The following is a 21,410-nucleotide window of genomic DNA, read 5'->3' as shown; positions in this document are numbered from 1 at the left end:
ATCAGGGTCCGGCGCGGCGGTTCGCCGCCGCGCCAAACTCTTTCGAAACATTTGGTCAGGTCGACGATGGGTTCCAGCACTGAATGGCGGCGCCGGGCGGATCAGCTGATTACGCTGATCGACGAGGCGCTGAACAGGCAAGTCAATGCCATCCTCCACCATCCCGATTTTCAGGCGATGGAGGCGAGATGGCGTGGCCTCGCCATGCTCGTGCGCGAGGCAAGCCGCAGCGGCGAGGTGAAGGTCAAGCTTCTCGGCGTCAGCTGGAGCGAGCTCGCGCGCAGCATGGAGCGCGCCAGCGACTTCGACCAGAGCCATCTCTTCGAACTGATCTACAGCCGCGAGTTCGGCATGCCGGGCGGCGAGCCCTTCGGCCTGCTGGTTGGCGACTATCATCTTTCTCCGCGCGATCCCGCCGGCGGCGATCCTGTCGGTACGCTGTCGCAGATCGGCATGGTGGCGGCCGCCGCCTTCTGCCCCTTCGTTGCCGGTGCTGCGCCGCTTGCGATCGGGCTTGAGGATTTTCACGAGCTGAACCGGGTCAACGACTTTTCCTGGCTTGCGACGGAGACCGACCGGATCCGCTGGAACGGTCTGCGGGCGCGTGAGGATTCGCGTTTCCTCGGGCTTGCCGCACCGCGCATCCTGATGCGCTCGCCGCTCGCACCGCATGCGCGCGATCGCAACGACGGCTTTCCCTTCCGCGAAAGCATCGCCAGCGACGGCAGTTCGCTGCTGTGGGGCAATGCCGCTTTCGCCTTTGCCACTGTCGTCATCCGCAACTTCATCGCTTCCGGCTGGTTCGCCGATATCCGCGGCGTCACCCAGGATGCGATCGATGGCGGCCTGCTGAGCGCAGCCGAACTCCCGCCTTACGATTTCGGCACCGAAAGCAACGGACTTTCCGCCCAGGCGCCGGTGGAAATCCACCTGACCAGCAGCCAGGAGCAGCAGCTCTGCGAGCTCGGCATCATCCCTGCCGCGACCACCTATCTCTCCTCTTCGGCGATTTTCAATTCCAATCAGTCGCTGCATGCGCCGCCGCATTATTCCAACGAACATGCACGCCAGAACGCCCGGCTTGCCGCCATGCTGCAATATGTGCTCTGCGCCTCGCGCTTCGCGCATTATCTCAAGGTCATCATGCGTGACGAAATCGGCCAGCTTTCGGATGCGATCTCGATCGAGCGCCGGCTGGCGGACTGGCTCACCGCCTATACGCTCGGCAACGACGATGCCGATATTGCGCTGCGCACGCGCTTTCCCCTGCGCTCCGCCGGCATCGGCGTCGCCGAGATTCCGGGCAAGCCCGGCAGCTTTTCCTGCACGGTCCGGCTGCAGCCGCATTTCCAGCTCGATGACGTTGCCACGAGCTTCCATCTCATCGCCGAGACCGCGACCACCGGCCAGATTCCGAGCCGCCCGGTCACCATACCCGAGAGGATGTCCGCATGACGCTTTCCGCCAGCATCGCCCAATCGCTCAGCGACAACGCTCTTGAGGACGCGCTCGAGGAGGTCAAGGCGCATCTGAAGGCCAAGCCCTCGGATCAGGAAGCGCGGCATCTCTATATCGATCTTCTCGTGCTTGCCGGTGATTACCAGCGGGCGGACAATCAATGCAGCCTTGCCGCCACTCTCTCTCCCGACGCGACGATGGGCTTCGCCTTGCTGCGCAACGAGCTGCGGGCGATGGCGGCGCGCGATGCCTGGTTTACGAGCGGCGCCGTGCCGGAATTTCCGCAGGGGCCGAGCGAACTCGACAAGCTCGCCGTTCGCCTCGGCATCGCCCATCGCGACGGCAATGCGGATGAGGCGCGAACCGCGCTCGATGCGCTCGAGAACCTCAGGAACGAGCGGCCGCTGATCTGGAACGGCAGGCCGGTCTCCGATTTCCGCGACCTCGACGACCGCACGCCGCACGCTCTCGAAGTGATCATGACCGGCGGCGGCTATCTGTGGATCGATTTCGCCAAGATCGCGGCGCTGTCGATCGAGCCGATTGCCCGGCCGCGCGATCTCGCCTTCCGCCGTGCCGAACTGTCGCTCATCGACGGCGCCGCCGCATCGGTGCTTCTGCCGGCGGTTTATCACGGCACCGGCGACGACGCGACGCTCCGGCTTGGCCGCGAGACCGAGTGGATCGAGGAACCGACAGGCATCACCACCGGTCGCGGCCAGCGCTGCTACCTCGCCGGCGACGAACTGGTTTCCTTCCATGACACCCGAAACCTGGAGATGGTGCCGGCAACGTCCCCCGGCAGGCGGGTCGCGCATGGTTGATCCCCTCGAACGTTACCGGCTGCGTGACCGTGTCCTATCCCGCTCGATCCTCGACAGGCTGATCGACGAGGCGCCGGATCGCGCCGTCGACCCGCCGATGAGCTTCGTCGACCAGGTGCGAGAGGTCAGAGAGGCCATCCGCCGCGATCTCGAGGCGCTGCTCAATACACGGCGCTCCCCGGCGACGCCGCCGGCCGTGCTTTCCGAGTTGAGGGACGCCCTGGTGAGCTATGGCGTCGACGGCATCGTCTCGGCCAATCTGATGACCGAGCAGGCCAAGCTCAAGCTTGCCGCAGCGATCGAGCGGCGGATCGCGCTGTTCGAGACACGGCTTGCCGATGTCAGGGTGACGATCCTGAAAAGCCGGACGATGACCGAACGGGCGCTGCGCATGCGCATCCAGGCGACCTTCCGCCTGCACGAAGGCATGCCGCCGATCAGCTTCGAATCGACCATCGATCCCTCGACCCAGCGCTTCCTCGTGGAGGCCGGCAATGGCTGAAGGTTTCCTGCACCGTTACAATGAGGAATTGCTGGCGCTGCGCCGCCGGGCCGCGCGTTTTGCCGATGCCTTCCCGAAGATCGCCGGCCGGCTGCGCATGACCGGCGACGTCGCCGACGACCCGCATGTGGAACGGCTGATCCAGAGCTTCGCCTATTCGGCTGCGCGCGTCCGCCAGAAGCTGGACGACGAATTTCCCGAACTCACCGACAGCCTGCTCGAAACGCTTTATCCGCATTACCTCGCGCCGCTGCCATCGATGAGCATCGTCAAGTTCCGGCCGAGTGATACGCTCGCCTCGGTCCAGACCGTGCCGCGCCATACGGAAGTCCTGGCCGAGCCGGTCAGAGGCGAAGCCTGCCGCTTCCGCACCACGCAGGACGTCGAAATGGCGCCGATCGAAATTGCCGGCGCCACCCTTTCCGGTCAGCCGATCAATGCGCCGCTTTCACCCTATGCCGGCGTTGCCGGCTGCCTCAGGCTGTCCCTCCGCAGCCTCGATGCCCGAAAGCCCTTCGGCGGCCTCGGCGTGAGCCGGCTGCGCCTGCACATTCCCTCCCCCTGGCAGCAGGCGGTGGCGATCTACGAACTGCTTGCCAATCACACGCTCGGCATCGCCCTTGCCAAACATGCCGACGATCGGTCGCCGGTCTTCCTGCCGGCTGGGAATCTCCAACCGGTCGGCTTCGAGCCCGAAGAAGCCATGCTGCCCTATCCGGCGCCGAGCTTCACCGGCTATCGGCTGCTGACCGAATTCTTCGCCCTGCCCCGGAAGTTTCTCTTTCTCGACATCGAAGGGCTCGATGCCTGGATGGGCGAGACGTTGGAGCTCTTCATCTATCTCAAGGAGAGCGACGCCAAGCTGGAGCGCGCGGTTTCAGCGCGCGACTTCGCGCTCAACGCAACGCCCGTCGTCAATCTCTTCCGCCAGGTCTGCGAGCCGATCGCCATCGACGGCACCCGCACCGAATACCGTCTCCTGCCCGATGCGCGGCGCCAGAAGACCCGCGAGATCTATTCGATCGACCGCGTTCTGCTGACCGGATCGCGCGGCCAGGAGGAATTCTGCCAGCCCTTCTTCGGCCGGTCGCAACGGGCAGGCACGAGCACGACCTATTGGCAGGCCTATCGCCGTTTCGACGAAGACGACAGGACCAGCGACATGGACATTGCCTTCGTCGACCGGCAGCGCCGCTCGGCAGGCCCTGTCGATGCGGTCGCCAGCGTCGACACGCTCTGCCTCAACCGCGATCTGCCGGAACAGCTTCCCTTCGGCGGCGGCCATCCCTTCCTGCAGCTTGCCTCCGGCCACGAGGCGGTGGCAGGCGTCGAGGCGCTGATCCCGCCGACGCCATCGGTCCGCATGAACGATCAGGAGGGCCGGAACTGGCGGCTGATCTCGCATCTCGTCCTCAATCACCTCTCGCTCTTCGACAATGGCGGTGCGGCGCTGAAGGATATCCTGTCGCTTTACGCTTTCCGCGACAGTCCAGAGACCAAGCAGTTCGTCGACGCGCTCGTCCGGATCAAGGCCGCCAATTCGACCGCCCGTCTCGGCAGCGGCGGCATGGTGCCCGGCACCGAGATCGCGCTGGAATTCGATCCGGCCGCCATCGACCGGCCCTCGGCGTTCCTGTTCGGCAGCGTGCTCGACCGCTTCTTCAGTCTCTATACTTCGGTCAACAGCTTCACCAGGCTCACCATCGGCATGAAGGGGCAGTCGAGGCCGATCGCCCGCTGGCCGGCACGCGCCGCCGAACGCCCGCTGCTTTGAGAAAGGATCGCCAGCGAATCATGGATCTCCCCGTCGCCCGCAAACCAGACGCCCTTGCCGATCTGCTCGAACGCGACCCCGGCCGCTTCGAGCCGGTGACGGCGTTCCGCGTCGCGCAGTCGTCGGTGGCTGAAGGACGGCTGGACGTGGCCGCCCATGTCGGCGTCTCGCCGGCGCCGCTTGCCGTCAGCGGATACCGCCGCAAGGCCGGCCGCGCCACCGTGCGCAGCGCGCTTGCCGGTCTCGTCGGCGCTCTCGGCTCGATGCCGTCGGCCTATAACGAACTCGTCATGCGCGAAGAGCGCAACCGGTCGCGGGCGCTGGCCGGCTTCTTCGACCTGTTCGGCGCGCGGATGGCGGAACTTTTCGCCGACGCCTGCGAGAAATACCGCATCGCCCGGCGGCTGCGCTGGGGCGGCGCCTGGGCAAGCAATGCTTTCGTCACCACGCTGCTCTCGCTCACCGGTTTCGGCACCAAGCGGCTCGTCGAAAAGAGCGGCGTCGACGAGGAGTTGATCCTGCGTTTTTCCGGTTTCTTCGCCGCGCGCAACCGCAATGCCGTCAATCTGCGCGCCATGCTTACCGAATTCAGCGGCCTGCCGGTGGAGATCGAATTGTTCCGCGGCCGCTGGCTGGCCATTCCGGCGGAAGAGCGCAGCCGCATGGGCCAGCCGCAGGGCGTCCAGCTTGGCGTCAATGCGACGGCAGGTGCCGCGATCCACGATTTCAGCGGCGGCTTTCGCATCGTCATCGGTCCGCTCGGCTATGCCGATTACCTCCAGCTTGCGCCGGGCGGCCGCGCCGTCACCGAGCTCTTCGCCCTGACGCGGCTCTATGTCGGCGCCGCACTCGAATTCGACATACAGGCCATCCTGAAGAAGGAGGACGTTCCCTTCTGCCAGCTCGGACAGGCGGGCGATCCGCCGCGCCTGGGCTGGAACAGCTGGGCGAGGGTCGCCCCGGCGGCAAAGGACAGCGGCGATGCGGTGATCGTCGAGCGCCTGTCGGTGCAGGCGCGGTGAGGAGACGAGAATGCGGCTCGAACTGAAAGAGATCAGCAGCGACGCGACGGCGTCAGGCCAGTCGAAATGGTTCTTCGAACGCGGCCGGCGAACGCTCGGCCGGGCGCCCGATTGCGACTGGCGGCTGCCGGAGGATCGGCGCTCCATCTCCAAGCTCCATTGCATCATCGAGCGCGACCGCGAAGGCTTCCTGCTGCGCGACCAGAGCGCAAACGGCTCCCGGGTCGATGGCGTCGCCGTGCATGAGGGACAGATCGTGCGGCTTTCCGACAGGTCGCGGCTGGAGGTGGGCGGACTTGCCTTTTCGGTCCACATATCGGGCGAGAAAGACCGCGAGATCGAGGACCCCGATGCCGGTCTCATGCTGAGTGACGAACCGCTGACCATTTCCGCAATCCTGGCCGATATCGCTCCGGGCGGTCGTACTGCAAACGGTATCCTTGGCGAGCGTGCCGCCGATGATTGGGGCCTTCCAGAAAAGGCCGGGAAAAAGGGAGCGGCCTCATCCCGCAGTGTTGAGATCGGCTGGAGCGGCCCTCCGGAGATCCGTTCAGCCACCCAGCTTTTGCCCGAAGACTGGAATTCGGAGGAGACCGAATACGGCAGCCATCTGGAACACGGGTCCGCCACCCATGTCGCCGTACCGATCGCTCAGCGCCGCGCCGCGCCGGTGATCGAGATCGTCAACGACAACGACCCGAAGCCCGAAGCCCAGGAATTTCCATCACTGACGATCGGCCGGTTCGAAGCCTTCGCCGATCGGCTGGAGCCGCTGCTCGGCCGGCTCGAGGAGGCTGTCGAGAACAGCTATGCGGTTTTCGAGATGCATGCGCCTTCCTTCGACAGGCAGCCGGACTTCCCGGCCGGCGGCACGGAGGAGGCGCTGCTTGCCCGCATCGAGGCGCTGCTCGGGCAACAGCTCACGCTTAATTCCGCGCTCGGGGCTCTCGCTCAGGCGGCGGGCCAGTTGGAGCCGCGCAGCCTGGAAGCGCGTGTCGAGACGGGCGCCTGGCGCCGGGACCGGAATTACTGGAGGGCCTACCGGGCGCAATTCGAAAAGGACGGCAAAAGCCGGTCGATTCAGGATTTTTTTCGCGATGCCATGATCGGCACCCAGGCAGGGCCTCGTCCGCAAGACAGGCAGGAAGGAAGAGACGCGCATCATGAGGAATGAGAACCGGGTGGCCTGGAGCGAAGGCATGTTCCTTCGTGTGCAGCATTTCCAGCAGGCGGACCGCTGGACCGAGCGGCTCGTGCGCACCGCCACGCACGGCCTGTCGCCCTATCCCTGGGGCATAGCGGAGATCGGCATCGACCGCGGCGCATTGGCGATCGGCCAATTCGCGCTGTCGAACCTGCGCGGCGTGTTGCCCGATGGCACCCCGTTCGAAGCCCCCATCGATACCGACCTGCCGCCGCCGCTCGATCTCGACGAGAATACCAAGAATACGATCGTCTATCTCGCACTTCCCGCCCGCCAGCCGGGCAAGGCCGATGTGGCGCTGAACGGCGGCGCCGCGCGCAACAGCGTCCGCCTCGTCGCCTCGCCCTATGAAGCGCCCGATGCCAATGTCGAGACCGACTTCATGGCGCCGATCGATGTCGGCCGCCTCAGCCTGCGGTATCTCAAGACCGGCGACGAACTTGCCGGCTATGAGCTGATCGGGTTGGCCCGCATCATCGAGGTACGCTCCGACCGGGCCGTGATCCTCGATCCGGATTATATCCTGCCGAGCCTCAATTGCACGGCCGCGGGACGGCTGAACGAGCTGATCACCGAGCTTCTCGGCATCGTGCGCCATCGCGCCGAGGCGATCGCCGAGCGGATCGGCGACCCCACCATCCGCGGGACGGCGGAGGTCGGCGACTACCTGCTCCTGCAGATCCTCAACCGCGCCGATCCGATGCTGAAGCATATTTCGGCGAATGCGACGCGGATCCACCCCATCACCTTCTACGAAAACTGCATCCAGCTTGCCGGCGAGCTTGCCACCTTCACGACCGACCGCAAGCGCGCCAGCGACTTCCCGCCCTATCGCCACGACGACCTCAAGGCGACCTTTGCCGCCGTCTTCGACGATCTCAGAGCCTCGCTGTCCTCCGTGCTCGAACAGGCGGCGGTGGCGATCGAACTGGCCGAACGCCGGCATGGTGTGCGGATCGGCACGATCAACGACCGCACGCTGCTCAGGGACGCCGGCTTCGTGTTGGCGGTGCGGGCCGAGATGCCGGCCGAGGACGTGCGCCGCAAGCTGCCGGCGCAGATCAAGGTCGGCCCGGTCGAGCGCATCGCCGACCTCGTCAACGTGGCGCTGCCGGGCATTCCCGTGCGGCCGCTGCCGGTGCTGCCGCGCCAGCTCCCCTATCGCTCCGGCACCATCTATTTCGAACTCGACACCAAGAACCCGCTCTGGAAACAACTCGACACTTCGGGCGCCATCGCCGTGCATCTCGCCGGCGATTTCCCCGGGCTCGAAATAGAACTGTGGGCCCTTAGAGAATGAAGACCGAACCCGCCTCCTGGCAGAACCTGCCCACCGTCGTAGAACTCACCGAGGACGGCACTCGGAAAAAGCAATCCGCCCGCAAGATGGCGGAGATGCTGGATGACGTTCTCGATTTTCCCGAAAGCGAGGCAGGAAAGGGGCCGGTGGGATCACTTCCGAAGAGTGCCGCGTCCATCGAAACGCTCGTCCGGGATTTTCGCTTCGGCGCCGACGACGTGCCGACGCTGGTACGCTCGGCCGCACCGCTGCTCAACCTTGCCCACGCCCTGCGCTACACGGAAGAGCAGCCAGAGATCGACGCCCTGCGCCAGATCGCGATCGAAGCGGTCGGCCGCTACGAGCGTGATCTCGCCAGCGCCCGCATCAGCCCCGAACGGGCACGCGCCGCCCATTATGTCGTCTGCGCGACGGTCGATGATGTCGTGCTCAGCAAGGCCTGGGGCGTCCGCGCCGGCTGGGCCCGCTCGGGTCTCGTGTCCACCTTCCACATGGACGTGACCGGCGGCGAACGGGTGTTCGACCTGCTCGACCATTTCCAGCAGAGCCCCGGCGCCAACAAGGACCTGCTGCTGCTCATCTATCTCTGCCTGTCGCTTGCCTTCGAAGGCCGCACCCGCGTCTCGGCGCGCGGCGGGCTGGAGCTCGGCCGCATCCGCGACGGTCTCTACAAGACGCTGCTTGGTCAGTGCGGCGTGTTCGAACGGGAGCTTTCTCCCCATTGGAAGGGCGTCTCGGCCCGACACCAGCCGTTGCGCACCGCGGCCGCGATCTGGACGCTTCTTTCCCTCCTGACCCTGATCCTGGCGTTCGGCTACCTGTTCTTCACCCTCTCGCTCAATCGCGCCTCCGACGGAACCTTCGAGCGGCTCGCCAAGCTGCCGCCGCGCGATATGCCGAGCGTGCTGGTCAAGATTCCCGAGCCGCCGCGGCAGCCGCCGCCCGTTGTCGTCGCCGAAACCCCTCCGCCCCCTGCGCCGCCGCAAGTGAAACCGCCGAGCCGGCTCGACAATCTGCTCGCCTTCCTCCAGCCGGAGGTCGAAAAGAAGCTGGTCACGCTCTCGGATTCGAACGGCAGGCTGCTGGTGCGCATCAGCAATTCCGGCCTGTTTGCCATCGGCAGCGCGGAGGTGAGCCCGAAATTCCACGATCTTCTCCAGCGGATCGGCGGCGCGCTCGCCGCAGAGAATTTCCGCGCCGTGGTGGTGGGTTATACCGACAATGTGCCGATCCGCACCGTCCAGTTCCCCTCCAACTGGCACCTTTCCGAAGCCCGCGCCAAAGCGGTCGGCGAAATCCTCACTTCGTTCACCGGGCCGGGCGCGATCCTGACCGAGGGGCGTGCCGACACCGATCCGATCGCCGCCAACGATACGTCGGAGGGTCGGGAGATGAACCGCCGCACCGAGATCCTGGTCCTGACCGATCCGAGCGAGCGGCTGAACGATGCGGGTTTGACGACATCGCGTGGGGCCGACACGCCGGATGAACCGACGCTGCCCGCTGCAGGAGGTGGTTCGCGATGAACCCGCTCAGTTATTTCTATACGCTGCGTTCCTATGTGGAGGCCTATGCCGGCCTCATCGGCCGCCGCTTCATCTCGATCATCTGGGTGGCGGCAATCTGCGTCGTCATCTGGTTCTACGGCTATCTCGCCGCCTATGGCGATTTCAAGCCGCTGGCGAGCACCAGCGCGCGGCTGACACTGATCGGCATCATCATCGCCGCTTGGCTCGCTTATCTCGTCTTCACCACCATCCGCGACCGCCGCCGCGACAAGCAGCTCGTGGACGGTATCGAGCGGGACGCGGAAGCCGAAGCGGCGGCCAGCCAGCAGGCTGAGGTCGGCGAGATCCACAGCCGGCTCAAGGAGGCGCTGCAGCTGCTCCGCCGCATCACCAAGAAGCGCTTCGGCTATATCTATGAGTTGCCATGGTACGTCATCTTCGGCGCCCCGGGTTCCGGCAAGACGACGGCGCTCAGCAATTCCGGCCTCAAATTCCCGCTCGGCGATGCGCTCGGCAGCAATTCGGTGCAGGGCATCGGCGGCACGCGCAACTGCAACTGGTGGTTCACCGACGAGGCGATCCTCATCGATACGGCCGGCCGCTACACGACGCAGGACGATCTGAACGGCACCGCCAAGGCCGGCTGGGAAGGCTTTCTCGGCCTGCTGCGCAAGTACCGGCGTTCGCAGCCGATCAATGGCGCGCTGGTGACGCTGTCGATCGGCGATCTTCTGACACGCGATCCCGAAGCCCAGCGCGAAGAGATCAGGGCGATCCGCCAGCGGCTGTCCGAGCTGGACGAACTCCTGCATGCGCGTGTGCCGGTCTATCTGCTTTTGACCAAGGCCGATCTGCTGACCGGCTTCGTCGAGTTCTTCGACGGCTTCAACAAGAGCGACCGCGAACAGGTCTGGGGCACGACCTTCGGGCTCGACGAAAGCTACAAGGCGGCGAACCTCCCGGAACGCTTCATAGAGGAATTCACCCTGCTGCAGCAGCGCGTCGACGCCATGCTGATCGAACGCCTGCAGCAGGAGCCCAATCCGGAGCTGCGCGGCCGCATCTTCCGCTTCCCGGCCGAACTCGTCTCTTTGAAGGAGCGCCTGCAAGAGGTCGTGACCGAACTGTGCTCGGGTTCGAAACTGGTGGAAGCGCCGCTCTTGCGCGGCATCTACTTCGCCTCCAGCACCCAGAGGGAGGAGACCGTTGCCGTTCCCCGCATGCGGCGCAGCTATTTCCTCTCGCGGCTCTTCAAGGAGGTGATCTTCGGCGAGGCCTCGCTGGTTGCCCGCGACAAGCGGCTTTCCGGCCGGCAGCTCCTCTTCCGTCGGGCGGCCTATGTATCGGCGGTCCTGCTGCTTGCCGTCGTGATGACGAGCTGGACGGCCACCTACATCCAGAACACCACGGCGCTTGCCGGCGCGGAAAGGCGCATCGACGCCTATGAACAGCTGGTACGCGGCGTGCCGGTGCGCGACGTGTCGGATGCGGATTTCCTGCGCATCCTGCCGGCGCTCGACAATCTGGCCACCGTCACCACCGACTTCGGCAAGACCCGCGTCTGGCCGATCAGCCTCGGCCTCGACCAGGAAGGCAAGGTCGAAAGCCGCCAGCGCGAGGCCTATCAGCGGGCGCTGAACACGCTGCTCCTGCCGCGCATGCTGGTGCAGCTGCAGAAGGAGATGTCCGAGACCACCGACGTCACCCGGACCTTCGACGCGCTGAAACTCTATGGCATGCTCGGCGGTCTCGGCCCCGTGGATACGGACTTTGCCTCGCTTGAGGCAGAGGACATGTTCACCAGGCTCTATCCAGACGAAGGCCGGGCCGCAGCCCGCAACGCGCTGATCGCCCATGCCGAAGCCATGACGCGCGGCGCGCTGCCGCCGATCGAGCTCGACAAGACGCTGATCGCCAAGGCGCGCGAAATCATCCGCTCGCAGAATATCGCCAGCCGCGCCTATGACATCCTGGCGGAATATCGCGAGTCTCGCGCCCTTCCCGGCTGGAGCCCAGCCGGCGCGCTCGGACCGCTCGGCGAACAGGCTTTCGAGCGGACCTCCAAGGCGCCGCTCAGCGACGGCATTCCCGGCCTTTTCTCGGCGACCGGCTACCGTACCGTCGTTCTCACCGGGATCACCGACGCCGCGCGCGAGGCGCTTGACGAGCGATGGGTCCGCGGCGATCCCAATCCTGCCGGCGTCACGGTCGATACGGTCGCCCGGGCGACACTTCAGCTTTACTTCGACGCTTTCGAGCAGCGCTGGTCCACGCTTCTGACCGATATCAGGGTGAAGCCTTCCCAGACGACCGGCGATGCGGCGGAAACCACCCGCATTCTGGCCGGCAAGCCCGGTCCGGTCGAGACGATTGCGAAATCGATCACTGCTGCCACCGATCTGCGCGGGCCTGGCGCCGAAATCGCCTCGGCCGCCGGCGACAGCCTGGCGACCTCGACCACGGCGCTTGCCGGCGCAGCGAATGCGCCCGATCCCTTCGGCCGCCTGCGCGACGCGCTAAAGGCGCCGGCCGGCCAGTCTCCGCTTCCCGACCAGTCGAAGGATGCGCCGCGGTCGGAGATCGGGCAGCTCGAGCCGATCCTGCAGCGGGTGCAGGAGCAACTTTCGCGGGCGACGACGTCGACAGCCGAAGTGGCGAAAGTGTTCGACGTCGACAGCCAGCTGACCGACGCCAATCAGGACCTGCTTCAGCAGGCCCGCAAGTTGCCCGCGCCGGTGGATAGCTGGATGGCGGGGCTGGCTGCGGATGTCGGATCGCTGGCGGTCAAATCCGCCCGTTCGCGCATCAGCGGCGCCTGGGCCGCGGAAGGCGCGGGCTTCTGCTCGAATGTCGTCGCCGGCCGTTATCCTTTCGACCGGAAATCCACGCGCGACGTGGCGATGAGCGACTTCGTCAGGCTGTTCGGCCCCGAGGGCCTGTTCAAGACCTTCTTCAAGGAAAAGCTCGAAGCCTTCGTCGACACCAGCGCTTCGCCATGGGGTTGGAAAGGCACGTTCGGCGCGGCAAGCATCCCGAGCGCGGCGATCGCCCAGTTCGAGAATGCCGATAAGATCAACCGCGCCTTCTTCCCGGCCGGCAGCAAGAACCCGTCGATCACGATCAACGTCAAACCGGTCTCGCTGACCGATGCCGCCAGCGCCGTGATGCTGGAGATCGAAGGCGAACGGGTGGTCTATTTCCACGGTCCGATCCAGTCGAAATCGATCACATGGCCATCGGCGGAAGCCAGCAACGCTTCGCGCATCGCCTTCCAGCCGGGCGGCTGGCAGCAGGCCTTGACGGAAAATGGCGACTGGTCGCCCTTCCGCCTTTTCGACGATGCCAACGTCACGGTTCAGGGCGACGATCTTTTCCGGGCAAAATTCCAGCAGGACGGCCAGGCGGCGGAGTTCGACGTGCAATTCGGTTCGGTGCTCAATCCATTCCGGCTGGAGGCGCTCGGCGCCTTCTCATGCCCGGTGCAATTCTGATCGGCCTGGTATGAACGAGCGCGCCACCCTCGAGCGAAACCCGATTGAGGCCGACAGGATCGGCTTCTTCGGCAAGCTGCCGAGCCATGGCGATTTCGTTTCCATGGACTTGGGCCGCAATCTGCAATCCGCGCTCGACGCCTGGCTGCAGGCTGGGCTGCAAGCGGCACAGCAGGAATTCGGCGAGGATTGGAAACGCCGCTTCCGTCTCATGCCGGCATGGCGTTTCATCGTCGAACGCGGCCTCTGGGGACCGGCCACCGTCGCCGGCGTTCTGCTGCCCAGCCTCGATCGCGTCGGGCGCAGTTTTCCGCTTGTCATCGCTGCCCAGCTTCACGGCTTTGCCGAGCATCCGCGCCAGCTCTATCTCGACGACGCGTGGTTCACGGCGGCCGAGGCGATCGCCGAAAGCTCGGCCAAGCGGGATTTCGACATCAACCATTTCACCGCAAGCCTGAAGCGGCTGCGGAGCTTGCGGCCGGCCGATCTCGCCGAAAACGAGACGCTGCAGGACAGAACGTCCAGCCGCGGCACGATCTGGTGGCGGATCGACCCGCAGGAGCGGCGGGCCAAGGGATTTGGCGTCACCGGCGCCCCGGAACCTGCTCACTTGGCAAAGCTGTTGCGCGAGAGTTCCGGTGTGGTTTCAACGGCCCCGCAACCTGAAACAGCCGCGACACCGCGCGCAGTTGTCGTCGAACCACATCATCCTCTGGTGCTCCGTCACAGCCACGCCACACATGCCGGCACGCGGCTCACAGTCAATGCCGACGCACTGCTCGTTTCGGAGACGCCTTCGCTGTTTGCCGTCGCCGATGGCGTCGGTGACGGCAACGCCGCGGCCGAAGTCGGCAAGATCGCCGTTCACGTGCTGGCCGAAACGGCGAAGCAGCAGACGATCGAAGCTCTGGTGCAGGAGGTCAAGGGCAAGCTCGGCCGTGCCCACGGCCTGCTTCAATCGGCATATCATTCCTCCGATCGCGAGCCGTCGGCCGCCAGCATCGTCGTGCTGGCCACGCTTCAGGAGAGCTGCGCCCTGCTCTGGGTCGGGAATGCCCGCTGCTACCTCCTGCGGGAGGGCATGATGCGCTGCCTCACCCGCGACCATGTGGAGATCGGCCTGCGGCGCACGCTCTCACGCGCCATCGGTCTGCGCGGCCATCTCATTCCGGAAGTCCTCTCCGGCGGATTGCAGGCCGGCGACCGGCTCCTGCTCTGCAGCGCGCCGTTGCCGAATACGGTCCCTGAACGCAGCATCGCCGAAATCCTGCTTTCCGCAAAAATCGAAAAGGCGGCCGACATCCTCGTCCAGGAGGGGCTGATCGCCAATTGCCGTGACAATCTCAGCGCCATCGTGATCGACGTGAAGACTGATGAGCCGTGAACCTCCGAACGCGGATTTCGAGGAGATCGCGCGACGTTTCGCCCATCTCTGGCAGGCATTGAATGCCAGGGCGGACAGTCCGTATCCGCCCGAGACCCGGCAGATGCTGGTCGACCGGGTCCGGGATGCACTCGATCGAGGCGAGGCCCGCCTCAGCGATACCGATCCCCGGATCGTCGCCAACAGCTTCGTGCTCGAGGCGCTGGTCCATGACGGCGCGCTCACCCAAATCTATCGTGCTCGCCATCGTGATCTCGGAACGCTTCATGCCATCAAGATGCCGCGGCCCGACCACGCCGACGACCCCGTGCTGAGGAAACTCATGCTGCGCGAAGCCGAGATCGGCATAACGCTCCGTCACCCTCATATCGCTGGAACACAAGCGGTTCTGCGCCTTGCCGACGGACGCCCGGCCCTGGTCCTGGAATGGCTCGGGAGACGGCTTGCGGATCGCTTGCAGGAACAACCGTTCTCTCTGGATGAGGTCATCTCGATCATGATTTCGGTGCTGTCCGGACTGGACGCCATCCATGCCGCCGGCACCGTGCATTGCGACCTGTCGCCGCTCAATCTTCTCCTTGCCGATGGCGACCTCTCCCATTTGAAGATCGCCGATTTCGGCATCGCGATCGAGGTCGGGTTCCGGCACGGGCAACTCGATCTCGCCTTCGCCGGCCAACCGGATTTCGTGTCACCGGAACAAATGGCCGGTGGATCGCTCGACGGCCGATCCGACCTCTATGCCGCGGGACTTCTGCTGTCCCTGCTCCTCCATCATTGCGACGAGGAAGGCGAAGAGCTTCAGGCTTTAGAGGCGTTGGCGATCTGCCTGTCGCAGCGCAATCCTGAAGAGAGGCCCCAAAATGCGAAGGCCGCCTTGCATCTGCTCGGCGGCCCCTCGAAACGTCCAGTCGGCGCTTAATTGCCGCTCGAGCCGGGGATTGGTGCAGCGGCCGTCGGCACGCTTTTCTGGTAGACGTTGAAGAGCTTGGCGAAGTCCACCAGGCTGGCATTGCTGGCGTAGATGATATCGCCGTCCATCATCTGGAAGCGCTGCATCAGCGCCAAATTGGACACGTCCTTCATGTTGACCCGGTAGATCACCGGCTTGCTGCTCACCACAACAGGCGCGGCAGTCTTGGCATTCACAGCTGCCACCTGCGTATAGACCGGCTGGTTGCGCAGCACATAGAAATTGCTCGCATCGGCCCGATCGTCGAGCAGCCCGCCCGCCCGGCCGAGCGCCTGGGCCAGCGTCAGTCTGCCCGGCTCGAATTCGAACTCGCCGACGCTCTTGAAGGCGCCGAAGGCGGTGAAGGTCGGTGAATCCTTGTCGACGTAGATCTGATCGTCCGGCAGCAGATAGACATTCTGCTTGCTGTCGTCGATGACGCGCTGCAGCGGCACGGTGGCGCGCTGCTTGCCGCGCATCAGCGTCACGGTCGCCGAGCCCGGCGCAGACGATGCGCCGCCGGCAAGTGCGACCGCATCGAGTACGCGCTCCTTGCGTGCGGTGAGCGGGAAACGGCCGGCGGAGCGTACGTCACCATTGACGGTGACGCCGCTGGAAGGCCTGTCGACCACGGTGACGACAGCCTGCGGATTGACCGCCGACCCCTTCAGGCCGGTGACGATGCGCGTCTGCAGCGCCTCGGTCGAGGAATCCACCACCCGCTGCTTGCCGATGAAGGGAAGCGTCACATTGCCGGTGGAATCGACGGTGAAGCGGCCGAGATTGAGGGTTTTGCTCTGGGTCGAGGAGAAAAGCCCATCCTCGCCGGGGTCGAGAATCGTCACGTCGATGACGTCGCCGCGCCGCAGCCTGGTATCGGCAAATCCGCTCGAGCGCATGCTGCTGAGCCCTGCATCAGTGGCCGCATAGGCAAGCGGGGCTGAAGAAACCGGACCCATCGGCGCTTCCGACAACCTGACAACGGGAATTCGCTCGTTCGTTTGCGGTGAGGTGGCATTATAGAAACCACCGGCAGTTGGGCCATCAGATGGCCGGGCGCATGCGCTAAGAACTGCGACAAGGACCAACGGCGCCAGCTTTCGCATCAGGTATCCTTTTGGCAATATTGAGAGAATCGGAAAATATCAGCGGCAGATGACCGAGCAATACCAGTTGTACGCGAAAAATCAATTGTGACAGCTCAGAGGCAGGCCGCTGTGACTAATTGGCAACCATCTGGCTTGAGCTGGAACCAAATCCCTCGTCAACCTATTCGGTCGAAACGGTTTCGAACCTATTCAGGCGAGCAAATGACCTTGCACATCAAACGAATCTACGAGCCTAGCGAAGACAAAGACGGCACGCGCATTCTGGTCGACAGGCTCTGGCCGCGCGGACTGAACAAGCAGGATGCGGCCATCGACATCTGGCTGAAGGATATCGCGCCGAGCCCGGCGTTGCGCCGATGGTTCGGCCACGATCCCGCCAAATGGACCGAGTTCCAGCGCCGTTACCGGCAGGAACTCGAAAAGAACGCGTCGGCCGTCGAGGAACTCGAACGCCAGATCGGAAAATCGAACGCCACGCTGCTCTATGCGGCGAAAGATCTGCACCACAACCACGCGCTCGTGCTTCAGCGCTTCCTCGGCAAAGACTGAAGCCTCGGCGGCCAACGCCGATGATACGCCGCTTGCACCGCGTAAAAATTTTCCGGGAACCTTTTCGCCCGATCTGCATCCAATGCTTGCTTCCAGAGGCGCACCGCCGCGGCTGGCAGACGTTCCGTCATATGACATAAGGGAGACAGATCATGTTGAAACCAATTCTCGGCGCAGCCCTCCTGGCGGCCTCGCTCGGCACGGCTTCGATCGCCGCCGATGCCAAGCCGACCGACCCGCAGATCGCCCATATCGCCTACACGGCAGGGCAGATCGATGTCACCGCCGCAGAGCAGGCGCTGAAAAAGAGTAGGAATGCCGAAGTCATCGAATTCGCCAAGACCATGGAACGCGACCACAAGGCCGTCAACGATCAGGCGCTCGCCCTCGTCAAGAAGCTGAAGGTGACGCCTGAGGACAATGCGATCAGCCAGTCCTTGTCGACACAGGCAAGCAAAGAACTGACGACGCTCGGTAACCTCGACGGCGCGGCCTTCGACAAGGCCTATGTCGAAAACGAGGTTGCCTATCACAAGTCGGTCAACTCAGCGCTTGCCGAGGTGCTGATCCCCTCGGCTCAGAACAAGGAGCTGAAGTCGCTTCTGGAAACGGGCCTCACCCTGTTCAAGCAGCACCAGATGCATGCAGAGCATCTTGCTTCGATGATCAAGTAGGCCTGCGATGGACCTGCTCAAGAAATCGCTGCGGCTTGCGTCGCTGTTGGCGCTGCTTTGGGCAGGCGCCGGCATTGCAGCGGCGGCGGAATATCGGGTCACCGTCGCGGGCATGAAATTCAGTGCGCCGCCCGCCGAGCTGCATGTCGGCGATGTGATCGTCTGGCGAAATGATGATATATTCCGGCATACTGCAACGGCTCGCGACAAAAGCTTCGATATCGACCTGCCGCCGAAATCGGAGGGGCGGATGACGATCAGCCGGGCAGGAGCGGTCGATTTCTATTGCCGCTTTCATCCCGCCATGACGGGTAAACTGGACGTCCGGCCGTAAGGCCGGGCTCCACCAAAAGACGAGACAGGCAGGCGGAGATTTCCATGGCAGCCATTCCGGTTCCGGTCGAGCGACACCGGCAGCACCTATCGACACTCTCCGACGCCGAACTCGTGCCGCTTGCGAAGATGGGCGAAGAGCCCGCCATTCGCGCCATCATCCAGCGTCACAACCAGCGCCTGTTTCGCACGGCCCGCGCCGTCATCCGCAGCGATTGGGAGGCGGAGGATGTGGTGCAGGCGGCTTATGTCAAAGCCTTCACCAATCTGGCGACCTTCCGCGGCGAGGCCGAGCTTTCCACATGGTTGACCCGGATTACGCTCAACGAGGCGCTGGGCCGCGTGCGCAGCCGCAAGAACACCACCGGGCTTGAGGAAATCGACATGCAGACGACGTTGCCGGGCGGCCAGGTGCTCCAGTTTCCGTCCTCGCTTTCGGCAGCCGACCCGGAAACCGAACTGTCGCGAAGCCAGGCACGGCACTTCCTCGAACATGCGGTCGACGAACTCCCGGACGAGTTCCGCGCCGTCTTCGTGTTGCGCGATGTCGAGGGCATGAGCACCGACGAGACCGCATCCTATCTCGGCATCAAACCCGAGGCGGCCAAGACCCGGCTGCACCGGGCGCGGAAGATGATGCGCCAGTCGATCGAAAAGCAGCTTTCCGGCGCATTCTCGGCGCTGTTTCCGTTCGATGGCGCCCGTTGCGCCTTCATGGCCGATCGCGTCGTCGCAGCCCTTCGCGACGAGACGCCATGATGTCTTGCAATTCACACGCTGAACTCGCTCGACGCCTCAACGTGAGGGGCGACGGTTGCGATTCCCGGCGACGCGAAACTGGTTTGCAGCGCACCGTTCAATTTGTCGAGTTCGTCCAGGACCTTTTGGATCCGCGCGCGCGCCTGGAGCATTTGATCCACTTCCGAATCGCCGGACGGTGTGCCTGCGGCCTCGAGGTTGTGAAGAGCGGTGTCGGAGACCGGATTTGGAAATGGGATAATTTCAGCCATTTGCATTCTTGTTTCGTTGTTCTGGAGGACAGGAAACTCTCATGTCTCCAGGCCCGATAGCTCAATGGGCTGCGGTGGTTTCATCGCCGATCAACCGGAACAACTTCGCTTTTCATTTCAATGTGTTGCGCCTTGTTCGTATGACACTAAACGCCGCATCAGCCTTAACAAATCCCTATTTTCACCCGCGCGGCAGCTCAGTTTGCAGCTTTGCCGCGCCAAATGGATAGAGATGCGAAATTCGGACAGCTATTAATTCCGAGCAAAGACGGGTTCATTCGGCAAGCGCCATTGGTCGCGAGCGGTCTGCATCGGCCTTCCCGGCATCGGCCGGATTTTCGCCGATCCGGGAAAGGGTTTGGGATGGCAGTTCGCCGAAGCGCTTTCGATATTGACCCGAGAAACGGCCGAGATGGGCAAAGCCCCATTTCTGCGCAATGGTTCTCACCGATTGATCGGGATGGGCGGATGAAAGCTCCTGGCGCACGACATCGAGACGGAGATGCTCCAGATAGGCCATGGGCGTCGTCATGCGAAATTTTCGGAAGCCATCCTGCAGGGTACGGGGACTGACGCCGCAGGCTTCGGCGATTTCCTTGAGGGTCATCACCTCGGAAATATTGCCGTGCATGTAGTGGATCGCGCGCTTGACGTGCCATGGAACCGGAGATTTCCTGTCACGGGAGAACTCCTGGGAATAGTTGTGCGGTATGGCGTCGATGAGAAGCTCGAGCATTGCTCCGAGGAGATGGCCAAGCGCCCCGGGCGATTTACGGAGGGTTTCACCCACCAGGCCGTGATGCATGGTTATTGCGAGCCGCGCCACGTCCAATCCGGATCCTTGCGACAGATCGATCTCGTTTGCGAAGCGAAGACGTCCCCGCAATGAAGCATTCAACCGGGCTTCGATCCGCCGGGCGAATTCGAGGTGGGGCACGCTAAGGCAAAGATGCGTTCTCGGGCCGGCAATACGCAGCTGACCGTTCGACTGGCCGTCGAGGAAAATACCCTGGTTTTGGATGGACGGCAGCTTGCGGTCGGGGACAGTGACCGTTGCGCTCCCCGTCAGCGGAATGAGAACCATGATCGTCTCGGCCGATGCGGGAAAATGGATCGAGAAATCGCCGTCATAGACGCTTGCGATGATCGAGATCCCCCGCGCGCGAACCATATTTATCTGATACTGCGCCTTCCGGCTGCCTTCCGGCCTTACGTCTATTCCGCTGCGCAAGCGGGAAAGCGACGTTGAAAGCTCCTGCAGATCCGTCCCGGCGAAGGACAGGTGATCGAAGGCGTTCCAACTTGCTTGCGGCATTCCAGGCTTATCCTCACCAATCCTATGTATCGGGTTTGAAGCCCTTATTCGCGCGGCGCGATCGGCGCCCTCTTGCCGCGGCCCCAGAGAATGAACGCCGAAAGGGCAAGCAGGATGACGTTGAGCGGCAGCGCGGGGGTTTCGCCGCGGGAGAGATGAAAGATCATGGCGGCGATCTGCAGCAGCACGCAGCCGAGCGCGGCGAGCACGCTCAGGCGCGGCTGGATCCGAGTCAGGGCCGGCAACAGGACGCCCACCCCGCCCGCAAAATCGATGACGCCCATCAGGCGCAGAAACCATACGGGAACCTCGCCCGGCCAGACCCACATCGCCGCCAGTTGATCGACCGGCAGGAAGAATTTCATGCAGCCGAACAGGGTGAAGGACGCGAAGATGAGCGCCTGCGCGACCCATAAGGCGATCTGGAGCCCTTTTCCCGCGGGCGCTGCAGGCGAAACGGTCGCGGCGTTGGACATTCGAACCTCATGAATACAATGAATGGCGAGCCGAACAGATACGGCTGGAAGCTCATCGTGAAAACCGTTATATTTTCGAAAAAATTTATCGATAGGATCGATGAGATATGCAGCCCCAGCCGACCTTGGATCAGCTTCAGGTCTTCCTCACCGTGGTCGAGAAAGGCAGCTTTTCAGCCGCTTCCCGTGCCCTGAACCGAACCCAGTCGGTCGTCAGCTATACGATCGCCAATCTCGAGGCGCAGCTCAGGGTGGCGCTTTTCAGCCGTTCCGGCACCAAGCGGCCGCAGCTGACCGAGGCCGGCAGATCCGTTCTCGAGGACGCCCGCCGGCTGCTCGGCGATCTCGATCTGATGCGGGCGCGCGTGCAAGCCCTGAGCGACGGCCTGGAGGCGGAGCTTAATGTCGCGCTGAGTTCCATCGTGCCGTCGGAGATCGTCGTCGACGTGCTAGAGCGGTTCATTGCTTATCGGAATCGAGGTGGGATTCCCAAATCAGCAGAATTGTGATTCATCCTGGGTGCTG

19 protein-coding genes and 1 pseudogene are annotated in these 21,410 nt (G+C 63.9%); 16 read left to right on the top strand and 4 right to left on the bottom strand.

Translation table 11 applies throughout. The features are described from left to right. From tssC to CO667_RS25400, 11 genes are read left to right on the top strand one after another with little or no spacing between them, the layout of a single operon-like run. Positions 1-1,455, top strand: a complete 1,455-nt coding sequence (gene tssC, locus CO667_RS25450) for a type VI secretion system contractile sheath large subunit (protein WP_280953248.1) — start codon at positions 1-3, stop codon at positions 1,453-1,455. Then, positions 1,452-2,282 (top strand): type VI secretion system accessory protein TagJ, encoded by an 831-nt coding sequence (locus CO667_RS25445; protein ID WP_097621064.1) that lies wholly within the window; start codon positions 1,452-1,454, stop codon positions 2,280-2,282. Before tssC ends, CO667_RS25445 begins: the two co-directional genes overlap by 4 nt. Further along, a complete protein-coding gene (tssE, locus tag CO667_RS25440) occupies positions 2,275-2,784 on the top strand; it encodes a type VI secretion system baseplate subunit TssE (RefSeq protein ID WP_097621063.1) in 510 nt (169 codons plus the stop codon). The genes CO667_RS25445 and tssE overlap by 8 nt, the downstream gene beginning before the upstream one ends. After that, positions 2,777-4,558, top strand: a complete 1,782-nt coding sequence (gene tssF, locus CO667_RS25435) for a type VI secretion system baseplate subunit TssF (RefSeq protein WP_097621062.1) — start codon at positions 2,777-2,779, stop codon at positions 4,556-4,558. Before tssE ends, tssF begins: the two co-directional genes overlap by 8 nt. A gap of 20 nt (positions 4,559-4,578) precedes the next feature. After that, the gene (gene tssG / locus CO667_RS25430) at positions 4,579-5,580 is read left to right on the top strand and encodes a type VI secretion system baseplate subunit TssG (protein ID WP_097621061.1); all 1,002 of its coding nucleotides are present in this window, start codon (positions 4,579-4,581) and stop codon (positions 5,578-5,580) included. A gap of 10 nt (positions 5,581-5,590) precedes the next feature. After that, entirely contained in the window at positions 5,591-6,754 is a 1,164-nt protein-coding gene (locus CO667_RS25425; RefSeq protein ID WP_097621060.1) for an FHA domain-containing protein, read from the top strand. Then, on the top strand, positions 6,744-8,084 hold the full coding sequence (tssK, locus tag CO667_RS25420) for a type VI secretion system baseplate subunit TssK (protein ID WP_097621059.1): 1,341 nt from the start codon (positions 6,744-6,746) through the stop codon (positions 8,082-8,084). The genes CO667_RS25425 and tssK overlap by 11 nt, the downstream gene beginning before the upstream one ends. Beyond that, on the top strand, positions 8,081-9,610 hold the full coding sequence (gene tssL, locus CO667_RS25415; RefSeq protein WP_097621058.1) for a type VI secretion system protein TssL, long form: 1,530 nt from the start codon (positions 8,081-8,083) through the stop codon (positions 9,608-9,610). Before tssK ends, tssL begins: the two co-directional genes overlap by 4 nt. Then, positions 9,607-13,083, top strand: a complete 3,477-nt coding sequence (tssM, locus tag CO667_RS25410) for a type VI secretion system membrane subunit TssM (protein ID WP_097621057.1) — start codon at positions 9,607-9,609, stop codon at positions 13,081-13,083. Before tssL ends, tssM begins: the two co-directional genes overlap by 4 nt. A 10-nt stretch (positions 13,084-13,093) precedes the next feature. After that, positions 13,094-14,467 carry a type VI secretion system-associated protein TagF gene (gene tagF / locus CO667_RS25405; protein WP_097621056.1) on the top strand — a complete coding sequence of 458 codons (1,374 nt, stop codon included), beginning with the start codon at positions 13,094-13,096 and terminating at the stop codon, positions 14,465-14,467. Further along, complete coding sequence (locus CO667_RS25400) at positions 14,457-15,389, top strand: serine/threonine-protein kinase (RefSeq protein WP_097621055.1); 933 nt, start codon at positions 14,457-14,459, stop codon at positions 15,387-15,389. Before tagF ends, CO667_RS25400 begins: the two co-directional genes overlap by 11 nt. Here the strand turns inward: CO667_RS25400 and CO667_RS25395 are convergent. After that, positions 15,386-16,525, bottom strand: a complete 1,140-nt coding sequence (locus tag CO667_RS25395; protein ID WP_097621054.1) for a polysaccharide biosynthesis/export family protein — start codon at positions 16,523-16,525, stop codon at positions 15,386-15,388. The genes CO667_RS25400 and CO667_RS25395 overlap by 4 nt on opposite strands. Before the next feature lie 204 nt (positions 16,526-16,729). Between CO667_RS25395 and CO667_RS25390 the strand changes: the two genes are divergently transcribed. The 4 genes from CO667_RS25390 to CO667_RS25375 all read left to right on the top strand — a co-directional run bounded on the left by CO667_RS25390 (position 16,730) and on the right by CO667_RS25375 (position 18,843). After that, positions 16,730-17,077, top strand: a complete 348-nt coding sequence (locus CO667_RS25390) for a DUF488 domain-containing protein (protein ID WP_097621053.1) — start codon at positions 16,730-16,732, stop codon at positions 17,075-17,077. 152 nt (positions 17,078-17,229) lie between these two features. After that, positions 17,230-17,751, top strand: coding sequence for a DUF4142 domain-containing protein (locus CO667_RS25385; protein ID WP_097621052.1), 522 nt, complete (start codon positions 17,230-17,232; stop codon positions 17,749-17,751). 7 nt (positions 17,752-17,758) lie between these two features. Continuing rightward, entirely contained in the window at positions 17,759-18,085 is a 327-nt protein-coding gene (locus tag CO667_RS25380; RefSeq protein WP_097621051.1) for a cupredoxin family copper-binding protein, read from the top strand. A gap of 44 nt (positions 18,086-18,129) precedes the next feature. After that, entirely contained in the window at positions 18,130-18,843 is a 714-nt protein-coding gene (locus CO667_RS25375) for an RNA polymerase sigma factor (protein ID WP_097621050.1), read from the top strand. Positions 18,844-18,854: 11 nt separating this feature from the next. On the opposite strand, the gene CO667_RS25370 is transcribed toward CO667_RS25375, so the two are convergent. The 3 genes from CO667_RS25370 to CO667_RS25355 all read right to left on the bottom strand — a co-directional run bounded on the left by CO667_RS25370 (position 18,855) and on the right by CO667_RS25355 (position 20,885). Beyond that, on the bottom strand, positions 18,855-19,094 hold the full coding sequence (locus tag CO667_RS25370) for a hypothetical protein (protein WP_179874218.1): 240 nt from the start codon (positions 19,092-19,094) through the stop codon (positions 18,855-18,857). Positions 19,095-19,368: 274 nt separating this feature from the next. Next, positions 19,369-20,409, bottom strand: coding sequence for an AraC family transcriptional regulator (locus CO667_RS25360; RefSeq protein ID WP_097621048.1), 1,041 nt, complete (start codon positions 20,407-20,409; stop codon positions 19,369-19,371). 44 nt (positions 20,410-20,453) lie between these two features. Continuing rightward, on the bottom strand, positions 20,454-20,885 hold the full coding sequence (locus CO667_RS25355; RefSeq protein WP_097621047.1) for a DoxX family protein: 432 nt from the start codon (positions 20,883-20,885) through the stop codon (positions 20,454-20,456). Positions 20,886-20,992: 107 nt separating this feature from the next. On the opposite strand from CO667_RS25355, the pseudogene CO667_RS25350 reads away from it, so the two are divergent. Next, a pseudogene (locus tag CO667_RS25350) lies at positions 20,993-21,337 on the top strand (LysR family transcriptional regulator); the annotation flags it as partial. Between the last annotated feature and the right edge of the window lie 73 nt (positions 21,338-21,410).

It is taken from the genome of Rhizobium sp. L43 (assembly GCF_002531725.1).
Taxonomy (GTDB): Bacteria; Pseudomonadota; Alphaproteobacteria; order Rhizobiales; family Rhizobiaceae; genus Rhizobium.
Note: the sequence above shows the minus strand (reverse complement) of the source record. Positions and strands in the feature narration are given on the sequence as shown.

Coding starts and splice junctions, on each gene's coding strand:
- CO667_RS25445 (WP_097621064.1), top strand. CDS start 1,452: ATGACGCTTTCCGCCAGCATCGCCCAATCGCTCAGCGACAACGCTCTT.
- tssE (WP_097621063.1), top strand. CDS start 2,275: ATGGTTGATCCCCTCGAACGTTACCGGCTGCGTGACCGTGTCCTATCC.
- tssF (WP_097621062.1), top strand. CDS start 2,777: ATGGCTGAAGGTTTCCTGCACCGTTACAATGAGGAATTGCTGGCGCTG.
- tssG (WP_097621061.1), top strand. CDS start 4,579: ATGGATCTCCCCGTCGCCCGCAAACCAGACGCCCTTGCCGATCTGCTC.
- CO667_RS25425 (WP_097621060.1), top strand. CDS start 5,591: ATGCGGCTCGAACTGAAAGAGATCAGCAGCGACGCGACGGCGTCAGGC.
- tssK (WP_097621059.1), top strand. CDS start 6,744: ATGAGGAATGAGAACCGGGTGGCCTGGAGCGAAGGCATGTTCCTTCGT.
- tssL (WP_097621058.1), top strand. CDS start 8,081: ATGAAGACCGAACCCGCCTCCTGGCAGAACCTGCCCACCGTCGTAGAA.
- tssM (WP_097621057.1), top strand. CDS start 9,607: ATGAACCCGCTCAGTTATTTCTATACGCTGCGTTCCTATGTGGAGGCC.
- tagF (WP_097621056.1), top strand. CDS start 13,094: ATGAACGAGCGCGCCACCCTCGAGCGAAACCCGATTGAGGCCGACAGG.
- CO667_RS25400 (WP_097621055.1), top strand. CDS start 14,457: ATGAGCCGTGAACCTCCGAACGCGGATTTCGAGGAGATCGCGCGACGT.
- CO667_RS25395 (WP_097621054.1), bottom strand. CDS start 16,525: ATGCGAAAGCTGGCGCCGTTGGTCCTTGTCGCAGTTCTTAGCGCATGC.
- CO667_RS25390 (WP_097621053.1), top strand. CDS start 16,730: ATGACCTTGCACATCAAACGAATCTACGAGCCTAGCGAAGACAAAGAC.
- CO667_RS25385 (WP_097621052.1), top strand. CDS start 17,230: ATGTTGAAACCAATTCTCGGCGCAGCCCTCCTGGCGGCCTCGCTCGGC.
- CO667_RS25380 (WP_097621051.1), top strand. CDS start 17,759: ATGGACCTGCTCAAGAAATCGCTGCGGCTTGCGTCGCTGTTGGCGCTG.
- CO667_RS25375 (WP_097621050.1), top strand. CDS start 18,130: ATGGCAGCCATTCCGGTTCCGGTCGAGCGACACCGGCAGCACCTATCG.
- CO667_RS25370 (WP_179874218.1), bottom strand. CDS start 19,094: ATGGCTGAAATTATCCCATTTCCAAATCCGGTCTCCGACACCGCTCTT.
- CO667_RS25360 (WP_097621048.1), bottom strand. CDS start 20,409: ATGCCGCAAGCAAGTTGGAACGCCTTCGATCACCTGTCCTTCGCCGGG.
- CO667_RS25355 (WP_097621047.1), bottom strand. CDS start 20,885: ATGTCCAACGCCGCGACCGTTTCGCCTGCAGCGCCCGCGGGAAAAGGG.